The organism is Methylobacterium sp. OAE515 (assembly GCF_041806315.1).
Taxonomy (GTDB): domain Bacteria; phylum Pseudomonadota; class Alphaproteobacteria; order Rhizobiales; family Beijerinckiaceae; genus Methylobacterium; species Methylobacterium tardum.
The window spans coordinates 5048359-5062313 of record NZ_JBGMUV010000001.1 but is presented as its reverse complement, the minus strand read 5'-3'; the positions used below and the strand labels follow the sequence as shown (position 1 = coordinate 5062313).

Below are 13955 nucleotides of genomic sequence, written 5' to 3'. Positions count from 1 at the left end.
TGTTGCCGGCTTGCGCCGGTCGGCGCGCCTCTGAGAGGCGCGCCTTCGCGAGTCGCGGCGGTCGCGGATCCCGACGCTCTGGTGACGCAGGGTCCGATGCCGAACCGCCGCGCGGCGGCCGCCTAGATGGCCTGGACTTCGCGGATCTCCGGCAGGAAGTGCCGGAACAGGTTCTGCACGCCGTGCCGGAGGGTCGCCGTCGAGGACGGACAGCCCGAGCAGGCGCCCTTCATCTCCAGGTAGACCACGCCCTCCTTGTAGCCGCGGAAGGTGATGTCGCCGCCATCGCCCGCCACCGCCGGCCGGACACGGGTTTCGAGGAGATCCTTGATGGTCACGACCGTGTCGTGGTCGGCCTCGTCGTAGAACTCGTCGCCGGCCTCGATCTCGCCGTGGCCGCCCTCGGCCATCACCGGCGCGCCGGACTGGAAATGCTCCATGATCGCGCCGAGCACGGCAGGCTTCACCTGCGCCCAGTCGGATCCGTCCTCCGCCTTGGTGACGGAGATGAAATCGTGCCCGAAATAGACGCCGGACACGCCCGGCACGGCGAACAGTGCCGCCGCGAGCGGCGAGCGGGCGGCAGCCTCGGCGTCACGGGCTTCGAAGGTCGCTTCAGCGAGGACCACGCGGCCGGGCAGGAATTTCAGGGTCGCCGGGTTCGGCGTAGCTTCGGTCTGGATGAACATGATGGGCTTCACTCCGCTGCGCCGGTTCAAGGCCGGCCGGGACAGGCGCCGCGAGGCACCGCCTCTCATGTGGACCGGCGACCGGATTTTCTCAACCTGGACGTGGGGCCGGGAGAGTGGACATTCCGCCGATCCCACGACAGGACGGCACCAATCATGGTGCCAGAGGAGCCGGCTTTGGATGTGACCGGGGACGAGACGCGCGCGCAGGACCTGGCGACAGAGCTGCGCGCGGTTCAGGCCAGGCTCGAGGCCGCCCTGGCAGAGGCGGCGTCCTTGAAGGTGCTGCTCGCCGTGCGCACGCACCAGCACGATCAGACCTGGCAGGCCAGACAGCGCCTCGCGGCGGAACGCGACGCCGCCGGCGCCCAGGTGGCCGCGCTTGCCGCGGAGCGCGAGGCGGCCGCGTCGCGGTCCGCGGAGGCCGTGGCCGAAGCCGACGAGCGCGCCGAGGCGGTCCGCACGGTTCTGAGCGCCGTCCTCGCGAGCATCGGTGCACGCGCCCTCGATCGCCGACGGTTCCAGGATCTCATCGCCCGCGCCGGGCGTGAGGCGCCCGATGAGGGTCCCGGCGCCGCACGGCATGCCGTGCTGCTGACCGAGGCGCGTCGCGTCCTGGGGATCCCCAGCCAGGGATCCTGAGACCGCACGATGGCTTGCGCGTGTCGGGCGAGCCCTCGTCACCACGGGGGACCTGAACCCGCGCCGAGGCCATTGGACGGGGAGGTGTTCCGGCACGTAGTCCCCGCGGCGTTGTCCGTCGGCGGAAGCACTCGCGGTGCTGCTCCGTACCCTGCGTCGCGCGGCGAACAGCAGGGTTAACCGACGCTTAACCCTCGCCTCCCATCGTTGCATGCGGGACGTTGAGGAGATCACCGCATGCAGATCAGCGAGCACCACGTGCGCGAATGCGCGTACTACATCTGGGAGAACGAGGGCCGGATTCACGGGCAGGCCGCCGCGCATTGGCTCCGCGCCGAAGCCGAGCTGCGCGCCAACGCCATGCTGGCGGCCGGCGTCGCCGCCGAGGCGACCGTGAAGGCTGCGGCCCCGAAGGCTGCCAAGTCCGCGACCAAGACCACGACCAAGACCGCCGCCAAGGCTCCTGCGAAGGCCGTCGCGTCCAAGGACACCGCCGCGAAGGTCGCCGCACCGAAGCCCGCCCCCAAGGCAGCCGCCAAGCCGGCCGCGCCGAAGCCTGCCCGGGCCTCCAAGGCCGCCGTGACGGCGGGCCTCGCCGCCAAGGCGAAGCCCGCGCGCGCTCCGGCCTCGATGCACTGAAGCGCCCGCGCTTCGGCGCGACCGAGCATTCAACGGAAGCCCGCCCTGCGACCCGGGGCGGGCTTCCGCCGTTTAGGCGGTCAGCGACGGAACAGGCCGGTCTCCATCCGGTTGATTGCGCTGATGCGGGCGCCGTGCACCGCGATGAGGCTGCGATGCGCGCGGTGATCTTCGACATCGATGGGACCTTGCTCGACAGCGTCGATCTGCACGCACGCGCCTGGGTCGAGGCGTTCGCGCATTTCGGCGTGGAGACCGACCCGGCGGAGGTCCGCAGCCAGATCGGCAAGGGCGGCGACGAGTTGATGCCCGTCTTCCTTCCGCAGGCGCGGATCGACCGTGAAGGGAAAACGATCGAGGCGTACCGCTCGGACCTCTTCAAGCAGAAGTACCTGCCCGAGGTTCGACCGTTCCCCGGTGTCCGCGCGCTGTTCGAACGGATCCGCGAGGCCGGCTTGAAGATCGCCCTGGCGTCATCGGGCAAGCGCGCCGAGGTCGAGCGCTACACGGAGATTTTGGAGATCGGCGACCTCGTCGACGTCGCCACCAGCTCGGACGACGCGGACCGCTCGAAGCCACATCCGGACATCTTCGAAGCGGCGCTGAAGAAGCTCGACGGGATCCCGCCAAGCGCGATCATCGTCATCGGCGACACCCCGTACGACGCCGAGGCAGCCGCGAAAGCGGGCCTGCGCACGATCGGCGTGCTCTGCGGCGGCTTCCCGGAAGCGGACCTTTCCGCCGCGGGCTGCGTGGCGATCTACCGCGATCCGCAGGATCTGCTCGACGGGTTCGAGCAGTCGTTGCTGGCAACCGACTGAACGGCCGCCCTGGCAAGCCACCGCCGCGCTTTACGCACCGTCATCCACAGTTTCCCGCCTCGCTGTTGCGCTGCGGTAACGGAGCATGATGCCGGCTACGCAATTCGACGAAAGGGGCTGGTGTCACCCGGCCGAAAGGCGTAGCGAGCCGCCCGCCAATCTGGATCCTTTCGAAGGACGAGCGCCTCGTATGCCCCAGACTCACCAGGCCAGCCCGGCCTTGCGCTTCGTGCCGGGAGCCAAGACCCTGCCGGAGCAGATCGCGGAGGCGGTCGGCAGCCGATCAACGCCCTTGAGCCAGCTCCTCCGCCTGATGGCGGCGCTGGAGGCGGAGGGCGGCAACGAGGCGCTGCGCCTTCAGCTGCGCGCCCGGATCGGCGCGCCGCTCAACGCCTGAATGCAGAATCCCGCGCGTCAGTGCCGCCGATGTCGGTGACGATGTCGGCGGCCTGATCGCCGCGCGGTCTGGACCGAGGCTGGGCTGATCCGCTTCATGCAGGTGAAGTAGATCTGCCGCCCGACCTCCTCAATCGCCAGACCGCTTGGATTCGGCGCGGAGAAGACCTTCGCGCGCGCCTCCATCCGGCAGGCCGCGTCCTCGGGACTGCGGATCGGCGGCTCGGCATGCGCCGACCCGACCCACAGGATCGATCCCATGAGGATCCCGGACGCGATCGATGCGGGACGCGTCCCTCTCCACCAAATATTCGGCATACGGAATGCTGTCCTCACGCGGTCGAAAGGCAGAAATAGAGCACCTTTGCGACCCGTGAAGCTTCGTCAGACTGCTGGCCTGGGTCGGCGGGCCCGCCGTGAGCCAGGATCACGGCACGATCCAGAGGCACCGGCCCGCGCCGGCAATGGTCATGCATTCATAGGGTGCGCCGCCGATCATCGCTCGCTGTTCCACGGTCCCGATCTCGCGGCGCGCGATCCGGCGGCATCCGGCCTCCGACGGGCCTTGGTGCCCCGACCCGGCAGCATCGATCCGGCGCGCGGCCAGCAGGGTGTCGCAGGCCGTGACGTCTGCCGCCTGAGCGCAGGCGCCGCTCGACCAGAGCACGACAGGCGCGATCACCAGAACCAGTCGGGACATCATGTTGGTCTCGTCGGAGGGCCGCGTCGGCTGTGGTCAACCTTGCAGCGGCCCTCAACGCAGGGGCATGCGCGAAGGTTGCCGATCGCACAGCTCCGCAAATGCAACGACGCCCGCTTTGTGGGCGGGCGTCGTTTGATCGCGAGACTTCGCTGGATGCCGATCAGCGCTTGATCTTGGCCTTCGCCTTCCGGGCGGCGTAACGGGCGTCGCGCTGCGCCTTCTTGGCCTCAAGGTCAGCCGACTTGCGCTCCTGCGCGGCGGCGAGTTCGGCCGCCTCGCGGGCGAGTTGCGCGGCGAGCTCGGCCTCCTCGCGCTGGCGCTTCTCCTCGGCGGCCTTCAGCTCGGCGGCGATGCGAGCCGCCTCGCGCTCACGGGCGCGCTCCTCACGCGCCTGCGCGACCTCGGCCCGAGCCTTGGCTTTGGCAATCACCTCCGGGTCATCGGCCGGCGGACGAGCCTTGAATTTGGCCAGCAGTGCGGCCTTGGCATTCTGGGAGTTCTGGCGACGGTCGTCGAAGTTCCTGTAGTCGAATGCGCTCATCTGACCTTTCTCGGTTAATACGCTTGGCGTGTCTCAGGGACTTCCGGCACAGCCGGTCACGTCGTCTCTGCAAGCCCCCATGGCGTCCCTGGCCATTGGAACTGCACCGATCCATCGATTCTACCGATGGTCAGACCCGAGCGCTGGCCCACGCCGGAGCGCTCGGGTCTGACCACATGCCGAAAACGGAAAGCCCTTAACCAGAGCGGCGTGTCCTACGCAATCGCGTCGATCCGCGCCCAACGGGTGCAATGCGACAATCCTGGCGATCTCTGTATGGATTTCGCAGACCGGTGCCGAAAAACCTCAAGGCATCCAGGGCACACCTGTCGGGAACAGAGTACGAGGTCATGCCGCTCTCTGATTGCCATCTTCAGATAGGTCGCCCAAGGATGAGCGGCAAGGTTGAAGGGCTGTCTCACCAGCGCTGCTCGATGCGTACAAAGGTGAGCCCGAGCCCGATGCGGGATTGCGGACACGCTCAACAGCAAAGCGCTGTGGCCGCAGCGCATTCGCAAGCAGCAACCCACGTCTGCAAATTTCACATCGGATATTTGATCGCTGTACAAGCCATTGATCGCTGCTGGCTGCCTGTGATGTCGATCGACCCTCGCCCCGGCTTTCCAGGCGACGGGCGGCATCTGGGGCGGAGCTGACCGTGCAAGCACGAACGCCAGCCACATGGTTGGCCCAGTCAGGCCGCAGGTGGACCTGAAAGCGGCGTGGCTCCAGGAAGCCTCAGAATAATCGGCCGCCAAGCCAACAGAGGAACGCCGAGCGAACGCCTACGAAATAGGCAAACCGCGGTGGTGGTTCCATCTCGCTCGAAGGGCGCGCTATTCTGCTGCAAAATGAGGCATACTCGGTGAAAGTCCGAAAAACGCCGTCGGCGGCATGAGCCCTGCTAAAGATCAGTCCCGGCAGCGTACCGAGGACAGCGCGAGAACCCCGATGCCCGACCCATCCGCCACCTTCGATCCTGAAGCTTATGCCGCAGCCGCGACCCCGCTGCTCGGGCTGTCCCTCGATCCACGCTGGATGGATTCCGTCACCGCCAACCTCCGCGTTCTGGCGAAAGCCGCCGAGCTGGTGAGCGATTTCCCGCTTGCCGACGAGGTCGAAGCTGCGCCGACCTTCGAGGCATGAGCGCGCCCCAGCCCCTGAGCGCGGTGGCGCTCGCCAACGCGGTCAATCGTCGGCAGCGCAGCGCGCGGGACGTCGTGACCGAGGCTCTGGCTCGGATCAGGCGCCACGACCCATCCGTCAATGCCTTCACCGACCTGCTTGACGGGCGTGCGCTGGCGCAGGCGGACGCGCTCGATGACGCCCTGAACGGGGGCGGCCTGCCCAAACCGCTCGCGGGCGTGCCCTTCGCGGTGAAGAACCTGATCGACATCACGGGCCTGCCGACCCGTGCAGGCTCGAAGATCAACCGGGAGCGACCGCCGGCCAGCCGTGACGGCACCCTTGTTCGGCGCCTGGAGGCGGCCGGGGCGATCCTGGTCGGCGCCCTCAACATGGGGGAATACGCCTACGACTTCACCGGCGAGAACGTCCACGACGGTGACGCGCACAACCCGCACGCCCTCGGTCACATGACCGGCGGCTCGTCCGGGGGCTCCGGAGCGGCCGTCGCCGCCGGGATGGTGCCGCTGACGCTCGGCTCCGACACGAACGGCTCGATTCGCGTTCCCGCCGCCTTCTGCGGCTGCTTCGGGCTGAAGCCGACCTATGGGCGGCTCAGCCGCGCGGGGAGCTTCCCCTTCGTCGGCAGCCTCGACCATCTCGGTCCGATGGCCCGGAGCGTGAGCGACCTCGCGCTCGCCTATGACGCCATGCAGGGTCCGGATCTGGACGACCCCGTCGCGACGACCCGACCGCCGGAGCCCGCCATGCCGGCCCTTGAAACGGGGATCGACGGACTGCGGATTGCGGTGGCGGGAGGCTACTTCGCGCGCGGCGGCGATCCGGAAGCCTTCGCCGCGGTGGCGCGCGTCGCTGAGGCCCTCGGCGTGCACCGCACCGTCGAACTTCCCGAAGCGGCACGCGCCCGCGCGGCCGCCTACCTCATCACCGCCGCCGAGGGTGCGACGCTCCATCTCGACCGCCTGCGCACCCGACCGCAGGATTTCGACCCGGCCGTGCGCGACCGGCTGATTGCCGGGGCGATGCTACCTGCGCCCCATGTCGAGCGGGCGCAGCGATTCCGCCGCTGGTACCGGGCGCGCGTGCTCGACGTGTTCGACGCCGTCGATGTGATCTTGGCCCCGACCACGCCGTGCCGGGCACCGAAGGGTGGCCAGACGCATTTCGTCCTCGACGGCGTGACGCTGCCCGTTCGGGCCAATATCGGTGTGTTCACGCAGCCGATCTCGTTCATCGGCCTGCCCGTGGTGGCGGCGCCGGTCTGGCTCGATGACGGGTTGCCGCTCGGCGTGCAGGTGATTGCCGCCCCCTGGCGCGAGGATCTCGCCCTGCGCGTCGCGCGCCATCTCGAACGGACCGGCATCTGCACGGCACCCATCGCGGAGCTCGCCTGATGATCATCGACGATCCCGCCGTCAGAGCCGAGGTCGAGGCCGCCTTCCGGTCCTACGAGACTGCGCTCACCACCAACGACGTCCCGACCCTGGAGGCGCTGTTTCGGGACGATCCGCTGACCATCCGCTACGGGATCGGCGAGAACCTGTACGGCATGGACGCGATCCGCGCCTTCCGCCGGGCCCGCTCGCCGGTGGGCCTGGAGCGCGTTCTGGCGCAGACGCAGATCACCACCTACGGGCGCGACTTCGCCACCGCCATGACGCTGTTCACCCGCACCAGCGTGCCCGGAAAGATCGGCCGGCAGAGCCAGACCTGGGTCCGCTTCCCGGAGGGCTGGCGGGTGGTCGCCGCCCATGTGAGCCTGATCGACGCCGAATAGGCGCCGGACAGCCCCGGCACGCGGTGCGGACTGACTGGCCGCGGGCTTGCATACGGTCGAGCGTATCCCGGGTCCGATAGGCCCGGACCAACGCGAGTACCCGACCCAAGATGCTGTCCCGTTTGAGAAATCTCGGTGCCCGTGCGGCGCTGGCCGGTGTCCTGGCGCTCTCCGCGAGCACCGCCGCCCTCGCGCAGGGAACGCTGCGGATCGGCATGACCGCCTCCGACATCCCGCTGACCACCGGCCAGACCGACAATGGCGGCGAGGGCATGCGGTTCCTCGGTTACACAGTCTATGACGGCCTGATTAACTGGGACCTGTCGAGCGCGGAACTGGCCTCCGACCTCGTGCCGGGGCTGGCCACCAGCTGGATTGTCGACCCGAACGACAAGACCAAGTGGACCTTCAAGCTCCGGCCGGGCGTCAAATTCCACGACGGCTCCGACTTCACCGCCGACGCGGTGGTCTGGAACCTCGACAAGCTCCTGAAGGCCGACGCGCCGCAATACGACCCGCGCCAGTCCGCGCAGGGCAAGACCCGCATCCCGGCCGTGGCCAGCTACCGCGCGGTCGATCCCATGACCGTCGAGATCACCACTAAAGCCCCCGACGCGACGCTGCCCTACCAGATCGCCTGGATCATGATGTCGTCGCCGGCCCAATGGGAGAAGCTCGGCAAATCCTGGGACGCCTTCGCGAAGCAGCCCTCGGGCACCGGCCCGTGGAAGCTGACCCTGTTCGCCCCGCGCGAGCGCGCCGAGATGGTGCCGTTCAAGGAATACTGGGACACGAACCGCGTCCCGAAGCTCGACAAGCTCGTGCTGATCCCGCTGCCCGAGGCCAATGCCCGGACCGCGGCCCTGCGCTCGGGGCAGGTGGACTGGATCGAGGCGCCGGCACCCGATTCTGTGGCCTCCCTCAAGAGCGCCGGCTTCACCATCGTCACCAACGCCTATCCGCATAACTGGACGTGGCACCTGTCGCGGGTCGAGGGCTCGCCCTGGAACGACATCCGCGTGCGCAAGGCCGCCAACCTTGCCATCGACCGCGACGGGCTGAAGGAGCTGCTCGGCGGCCTCGCGATCCCCGCCAAGGGCTTCATGCCGCCCGGCCACCAGTGGTTCGGCCACCCGACCTTCGACGTGAAGTACGATCCCGACACCGCCAAGAAGCTGCTCGCCGAGGCCGGCTACAGCCCCGCCAAGCCGCTGAAGCTGAAGGTCGCGATCTCGGCCTCGGGCTCGGGCCAGATGCAGCCGCTGCCGATGAACGAGTTCGTCCAGCAGAACCTCGCCGACGTGGGCATCCAGGTCGATTACGAGGTGGTCGAGTGGAACACGCTGATCAACATCTGGCGGGCCGGTGCCAAGGCCGACATCTCGCGCGGCGTCTCGGCGATCAACTACTCGTACTTCATCCAGGATCCGTTCACCGGCTTCATCCGCCACCTGCAGTGCAACTTCGCCCCGCCGAACGGCACGAACTGGGGCTATTACTGTGATCCGGCGATGGACAAGCTGTTCGATCAGGTCCGCAACACCTTCGACAAGACCGAGCAGACGAAGGTTCTGGAGAAGATCCACGAGAAGTACGTTGACGATGCGCTGTTCATCATGATCACGCACGACGTAAACCCGCGGGCAATGAGCCCCAAGGTGAAGGGCTTCGTTCAGGCGCAGAACTGGTTCCAGGATTTCTCGAAGATCACCATCGCGACGGCGGGGCGGTAGTCGGACCAGAGATCTCTCCTCCCCCGGCGATTCCGGGCCTGCCCGGTTTCGCTCAAGCTTGCGGGGAGGAGCAGAAGGTGGAGGTGATGCAGGATCGCGCGATCGGGTTCCTTGAGCGCCACTCCCACCCCTGACCCCTCTCCGCAAAGGGGAGGGGAGTTGCCTCGGCTGTGTCGACAACAGGTCCTTGAATGCTCCTCTACATCCTCAAACGACTGGTCTACGTGACCCCCGTGGCGTTCGGGGTCAGCGTCGTCTGCTTCCTCCTCGTCCACCTCGCGCCGGGCGATCCCCTGAGCGCCGTGCTGCCGGCCGACGCAACCCAGGCCACCATCGACGAGATGCGGGCCGCCTACGGCTTCGATAAGCCGCTGCCGGTCCAATACCTGATCTGGCTGTGGCACGTGCTGCATGGCGATCTCGGGGTCTCGATCGCCACCGGACGGCCGGTGCTGGGCGAGGTCAGCCGCGCCGTGGTGAACTCGCTGATCCTCGCCTCGGTGGCGACCGTGATCGGCTTCACCTTCGGGACGCTCTTCGGCTTCGTGGCCGGCTATCACCGGAACTCGCTGGCAGACCGGGCGGCCTCGGCCCTCTCGGTCTTCGGCGTGAGCGTGCCGCATTACTGGCTCGGCATGGTGCTGGTGATCGTGTTCTCGGCCACGCTCGGCTGGCTGCCGCCGACCGGCGCCGGGCCCGATGGCTCGGGCAATTGGCGGCCCGATTTCGATCATCTGCGCTATCTGATCCTGCCCGCGGTCACGATGTCGGTGATCCCGATGGGCATCATCGCCCGCACGGTCCGGGCGCTCGTCGCCGACATCCTGTCCCAGGACTTCGTCGAGGCGCTCCGCGCCAAGGGCATGGATGAGCGCGGCGTGTTCCGGCACGTCGTGCGCAACGCCGCCCCGACGGCGCTCGCCATCATGGGCCTGCAGCTCGGCTACCTGCTCGGCGGCTCGATCCTGGTCGAGACCGTGTTCGCGTGGCCGGGCACCGGCTTCCTCCTCAACGCCGCGATCTTCCAGCGCGACCTGCCCCTGCTCCAGGGCTCGATCCTCGTGCTGGCGATGTTCTTCGTGGTCCTCAACCTCCTGGTGGACGTGATGCAGACCGCCCTCGACCCGCGCATCGAGCGCGCCTGAGCCGGAGCCCGATGATGACTGCTCCCGTCACCGCGGCCTCCGTGGCCCTCGACGGCGGCGTGCTCGCCGCCGAGGACGTGACCCACGGTCCCGAAGCCGCCTTCGCCCCCTCCCGCGGCTTCTGGGGCCATGTCGGCCACCGGCTGGTGCGCGACCCCGTCGCCATGGGCGCCGGCGCCCTGATCCTCGCCGTCGCGATCATCGCGATCCTGTCGCCCTGGATCACCCCGATGGATCCCTACAAGGGCTCGATGCTGCGCCGGCTGAAGCATGTCGGCGACGCCACGTACTGGCTGGGCTCCGACGAGCTCGGGCGCGACATGATCAGCCGGCTGATGCTGGGCTCGCGGCTGTCGCTGTTCATCGGCGTCACCCCGGTGCTGATCGCCTTCGTGATCGGCTCGGCCATCGGCATCCTGGCGGGCTATGTCGGCGGCTGGACCAACACGATCCTGATGCGCACGATCGACGTGTTCTTCGCCTTCCCGTCGGTGCTGCTGGCGATCGCCCTCTCGGGGGCGCTCGGCGCCGGCATCTTCAACTCGATCGTCTCGCTGACCTGCGTGTTCGTGCCCCAGATCGCCCGCGTGGCCGAGAGCGTCACCACGGGGATCCGCCGCCGCGACTACATCGACGCCGCCAAGCTGTCGGGGGCCTCGGCGCTGACGATCATGCGCGTGCAGGTGCTCGGCAATGTCATCGGCCCGATCTTCGTCTACGCGACCAGCCTGATCTCGGTCTCGATGATCCTGGCCTCGGGCCTCTCGTTCCTCGGCCTCGGCGTGCGCCCGCCCGAGCCCGAATGGGGCCTGATGCTCAACACCCTGCGCACCGCGATCTACGTCAATCCGGTCGTGGCCGCTCTTCCAGGTGTCTGCATCTTCGTCGTCTCGATCGCCTTCAACCTGTTCTCGGACGGCCTGCGAGCCGCCATGGAGATTCGCCAGTGAGCGTCATCCCGGACGCCTCCGATCCGTTCGCCCGCGACCGCGGCGGACCCGCCCAGCCGCTCCTGTCGGTCTCAGGGCTGATCAAGCACTTCCCGGTCCGCAAGGCCGGCGGCAAGAAACAGGTCGTGCGCGCCGTCGACGGCGTCGATTTCGACGTCCTGAAGGGGGAGACGCTCGGCATCGTCGGCGAGTCCGGCTGCGGGAAGTCGACCACCGCCAAGCTGCTCATGGGCCTGATCGCGCGCGATTCCGGCGAGATGCTCTACGACGGCCAGGCGATCGGCGAGCGCGCCATGCCGTGGCGGGCCTACCGCCGGCAGGTCCAGATGGTGTTCCAGGACAGCTACGCCTCGCTCAACCCGCGCATGACGGTGGAGCAGTCGATCGCCTTCGGCCCGAAGGTCAACGGCGTGCCCGGCCGCGAGGCGGTGGAGCGGGCCCGTGCGCTGCTCGCCCGGGTCGGCCTGGAGCCGAAGCGCTTCGCCGGCCGCTACCCGCATGAGATCTCCGGCGGCCAGCGTCAGCGGGTCAACATCGCCCGCTCGCTCGCCCTCGAGCCGCGGCTGGTGCTGCTCGACGAGGCCGTGTCGGCGTTGGACAAGTCGGTGGAGGCGCAGGTGCTCAACCTGCTCCTCGATCTCAAGGCCGAATTCGGTCTGACCTACATCTTCATCAGCCACGACCTGAACGTCGTGCGCTTCATCTCCGACCGGGTGATGGTGATGTATCTCGGTCGGGTCTCCGAGATCGGCCCGTCCGACACGGTGCTCGACGCGCCGGCCCATCCCTATACCGGGGCGCTGCTCGCCTCGATGCCGTCGCTCGATCCCGACAACCGCACCCAGGCCGCGCTGCTGCAGGGCGACCCGCCGAACCCGATCGACCCGCCAACGGGGTGCCGCTTTCATCCGCGCTGCACCCTCGCGGAGGGGATCTGCAGCCAGAAGGAGCCGCCGCTCGACGCGATCCAGCCGCTGCATCGCGTCGCCTGCCTCGCCCGGCAACCCGGCTCCGGCCATTCCGCGGCACCGACCCAGGCGCTCGCGGCATGAGCAATCCGATGTCGCCTTCAGAACCCGCGGTCGCCCTCAGAAACCTCCGGGTCGCCTTCGGCAAGGTGCAGGTCGTCGACGGCGTCGATCTGACCGTCGAACGCGGGCAGGCCCTGGCGCTCATCGGCGAGTCCGGCTCGGGCAAGAGCGTGACGCTCCGCTCGATCCTCCGCCTGTTCCCGGAGGGGCGCAGCCGCATCGAAGGCCAGATCCTGGCCGCCGGGAAGGACGTGCAGGCGCTGACCAAGCGCCAGCTCGCCGACTTCCGCGGCGGCGCGGTGTCGATGATCTTCCAAGAGCCGTTGCTCGCCTTCGACCCGGTCTACACGGTCGGACGGCAGATCACCGAAGCGATCCTCCGTCATGAAAAGATCTCGAAGGACGAGGCCCGCAAGCGCGCCCTCGCTTTGTTCGAGCGGGTGCGGATCCCCAGCCCGGAGCGGCGTCTCGACAATTACCCGCACGAGATGTCGGGCGGCATGCGCCAGCGCGCCATGATCGCCCTGGCGCTCGCCTGCCGGCCGCAGGTGCTGCTCGCCGACGAGCCGACCACGGCGCTCGACGCCACGGTGCAAATCCAAGTGCTCCTGCTGCTGCGCGAATTGCAGCGCGACCTCGGCCTGTCGATCGTGATCGTCACGCACGATCTCGGCGCGGCCGTGGAAGTCGCCGACCGGATCGCCGTGATGTACGCGGGCAAGATCGTCGAGACCGGGACCGCCCATCAGGTGGTCCTGAACCCGCACCACCCCTACACGATCGGCCTGCTGCGCAGCCGGGCCGAGGGGGCGCTGGCCAAAGGCTCCCGCCTGCAAACGATCCCGGGGAGCCCGCCCGATCTCGCCAATCGCCCGCCGGGCTGTCCCTTCGCGCCGCGCTGCTTCCTTGCCGAAGAGCGTTGCCGCCGGGAGATGCCGCCGGTGGGCGAGATCGCCCCCGGCCATCAGGTCGCGTGCTGGCGGACCGAGGAGGCATCGGCCGCCTACCGCGCCGGCCCGACCCCGGTCCGTGCCGCGGAGCCGGTCCCGGCCTGAGCCGCCTCGCCGCGCGGATCGGGTTCAAGAACCCGGATCCGGCGCGGCGCGCCGTGGCCGGCGTCATTCCAGGGCGCGGCGGGGCAGCCCCGGGATAAGGTCGCAGGATCCGGCGATCCCGCCGTCGTCACACCTTCAGCACGGGTTCGGCGATGTCGCCGCCGCCGCCCCGGGCCTTCAGGTAATCCGGCTGGAACAGGCACATCCGCACGGCGTCCCGATAGCGCCCGTTGACGAAGAATTCGTCCTTCAGCACACCTTCGGGCCGGAAGCCGCAACGCTCGTAGATCCGCACCGCCCGGGCATTGTCCCGGTCGACGTGCAGGTAGAGCTTGTGGATGTTGAGCACGCTGAACGCGTAGTCCATGGCGATCCGGGTCGCCTGCCAGGCGTAGCCGCGCCCCTGGAAGCTCGGGTGGATCGCGATCTGGAACTCGCAGCGCCGGTGCAGGTGATTGATCTCGACGAGCTCGATCAGCCCGGCCGGCTCGCCGCCGGGATCGGCCACGATGAAGCGGCGCTCGGTCTGGTTGTGGATGTTGCGCTCGTAGAGCTGCTGCAGTTCGGCGAAGGACTCGTAGGCCTCCTCGAACCAGTAGCGCATGATGCTGTCGTTGTTGTTGAGCTGGTGGACGAAGCGCAGGTCCTCCCGCTCGAGCGGCCGCAGCTTGATGGTGATTCCGGTCA

At 68.5% G+C, this 13955-nt stretch carries 17 protein-coding genes; 12 read left to right on the top strand and 5 right to left on the bottom strand.

Features of this window, described 5'->3' with window-relative positions; all coding sequences use genetic code 11:
- Positions 1 to 122: 122 nt before the first annotated feature.
- On the bottom strand, positions 123 to 689 hold the full coding sequence (locus ABIE45_RS24740) for a NifU family protein (RefSeq protein ID WP_192708957.1): 567 nt from the start codon (positions 687 to 689) through the stop codon (positions 123 to 125).
- Between the two features lie 156 nt (positions 690 to 845).
- Between ABIE45_RS24740 and ABIE45_RS24735 the strand changes: the two genes are divergently transcribed.
- From ABIE45_RS24735 to ABIE45_RS24720, 4 genes are all read left to right on the top strand, one after another.
- Entirely contained in the window at positions 846 to 1331 is a 486-nt protein-coding gene (locus ABIE45_RS24735) for an atp-dependent helicase (RefSeq protein ID WP_210331808.1), read from the top strand.
- A 237-nt stretch (positions 1332 to 1568) separates the two neighbouring features.
- On the top strand, positions 1569 to 1970 hold the full coding sequence (locus tag ABIE45_RS24730) for a DUF2934 domain-containing protein (protein ID WP_192708956.1): 402 nt from the start codon (positions 1569 to 1571) through the stop codon (positions 1968 to 1970).
- Between the two features lie 155 nt (positions 1971 to 2125).
- Complete coding sequence (locus ABIE45_RS24725) at positions 2126 to 2791, top strand: HAD family hydrolase (protein WP_192708955.1); 666 nt, start codon at positions 2126 to 2128, stop codon at positions 2789 to 2791.
- A gap of 190 nt (positions 2792 to 2981) precedes the next feature.
- A complete protein-coding gene (locus ABIE45_RS24720) occupies positions 2982 to 3188 on the top strand; it encodes a hypothetical protein (RefSeq protein WP_192708954.1) in 207 nt (68 codons plus the stop codon).
- Positions 3189 to 3205: 17 nt separating this feature from the next.
- Here ABIE45_RS24720 and ABIE45_RS24715 read toward each other — a convergent pair whose 3' ends face one another.
- The 3 genes from ABIE45_RS24715 to ABIE45_RS24705 all read right to left on the bottom strand — a co-directional run bounded on the left by ABIE45_RS24715 (position 3206) and on the right by ABIE45_RS24705 (position 4431).
- Positions 3206 to 3448, bottom strand: a complete 243-nt coding sequence (locus ABIE45_RS24715; protein ID WP_373622614.1) for a hypothetical protein — start codon at positions 3446 to 3448, stop codon at positions 3206 to 3208.
- A 166-nt stretch (positions 3449 to 3614) separates the two neighbouring features.
- Positions 3615 to 3890, bottom strand: a complete 276-nt coding sequence (locus tag ABIE45_RS24710) for a hypothetical protein (RefSeq protein WP_192708953.1) — start codon at positions 3888 to 3890, stop codon at positions 3615 to 3617.
- 160 nt (positions 3891 to 4050) lie between these two features.
- The gene (locus ABIE45_RS24705; protein WP_192708952.1) at positions 4051 to 4431 is read right to left on the bottom strand and encodes a DUF6481 family protein; all 381 of its coding nucleotides are present in this window, start codon (positions 4429 to 4431) and stop codon (positions 4051 to 4053) included.
- Between the two features lie 951 nt (positions 4432 to 5382).
- Here ABIE45_RS24705 and ABIE45_RS24700 point away from each other — a divergent pair.
- From ABIE45_RS24700 to ABIE45_RS24665, 8 genes are all read left to right on the top strand, one after another.
- Positions 5383 to 5577, top strand: coding sequence for a DUF4089 domain-containing protein (locus ABIE45_RS24700; protein WP_192708951.1), 195 nt, complete (start codon positions 5383 to 5385; stop codon positions 5575 to 5577).
- The gene (locus tag ABIE45_RS24695) at positions 5574 to 6971 is read left to right on the top strand and encodes an AtzE family amidohydrolase (RefSeq protein WP_192708950.1); all 1398 of its coding nucleotides are present in this window, start codon (positions 5574 to 5576) and stop codon (positions 6969 to 6971) included. The genes ABIE45_RS24700 and ABIE45_RS24695 overlap by 4 nt, the downstream gene beginning before the upstream one ends.
- Positions 6971 to 7354, top strand: a complete 384-nt coding sequence (gene hpxZ, locus ABIE45_RS24690; protein ID WP_192708949.1) for an oxalurate catabolism protein HpxZ — start codon at positions 6971 to 6973, stop codon at positions 7352 to 7354. Before ABIE45_RS24695 ends, hpxZ begins: the two co-directional genes overlap by 1 nt.
- Positions 7355 to 7464: 110 nt before the next feature.
- Positions 7465 to 9087 (top strand): ABC transporter substrate-binding protein, encoded by a 1623-nt coding sequence (locus tag ABIE45_RS24685; RefSeq protein ID WP_192708948.1) that lies wholly within the window; start codon positions 7465 to 7467, stop codon positions 9085 to 9087.
- A 191-nt stretch (positions 9088 to 9278) separates the two neighbouring features.
- Positions 9279 to 10232, top strand: coding sequence for an ABC transporter permease (locus tag ABIE45_RS24680; protein ID WP_192708947.1), 954 nt, complete (start codon positions 9279 to 9281; stop codon positions 10230 to 10232).
- Positions 10233 to 10246: 14 nt separating this feature from the next.
- Complete coding sequence (locus ABIE45_RS24675; RefSeq protein ID WP_192709072.1) at positions 10247 to 11182, top strand: ABC transporter permease; 936 nt, start codon at positions 10247 to 10249, stop codon at positions 11180 to 11182.
- Positions 11179 to 12234, top strand: a complete 1056-nt coding sequence (locus ABIE45_RS24670) for an ABC transporter ATP-binding protein (protein ID WP_192708946.1) — start codon at positions 11179 to 11181, stop codon at positions 12232 to 12234. The genes ABIE45_RS24675 and ABIE45_RS24670 overlap by 4 nt, the downstream gene beginning before the upstream one ends.
- Before the next feature lie 8 nt (positions 12235 to 12242).
- Positions 12243 to 13268, top strand: coding sequence for an ABC transporter ATP-binding protein (locus ABIE45_RS24665; RefSeq protein ID WP_192708945.1), 1026 nt, complete (start codon positions 12243 to 12245; stop codon positions 13266 to 13268).
- A 127-nt stretch (positions 13269 to 13395) separates the two neighbouring features.
- Here ABIE45_RS24665 and speG read toward each other — a convergent pair whose 3' ends face one another.
- Positions 13396 to 13947, bottom strand: a complete 552-nt coding sequence (gene speG / locus ABIE45_RS24660; RefSeq protein WP_283214836.1) for a spermidine N1-acetyltransferase — start codon at positions 13945 to 13947, stop codon at positions 13396 to 13398.
- Positions 13948 to 13955 lie beyond the last annotated feature (8 nt).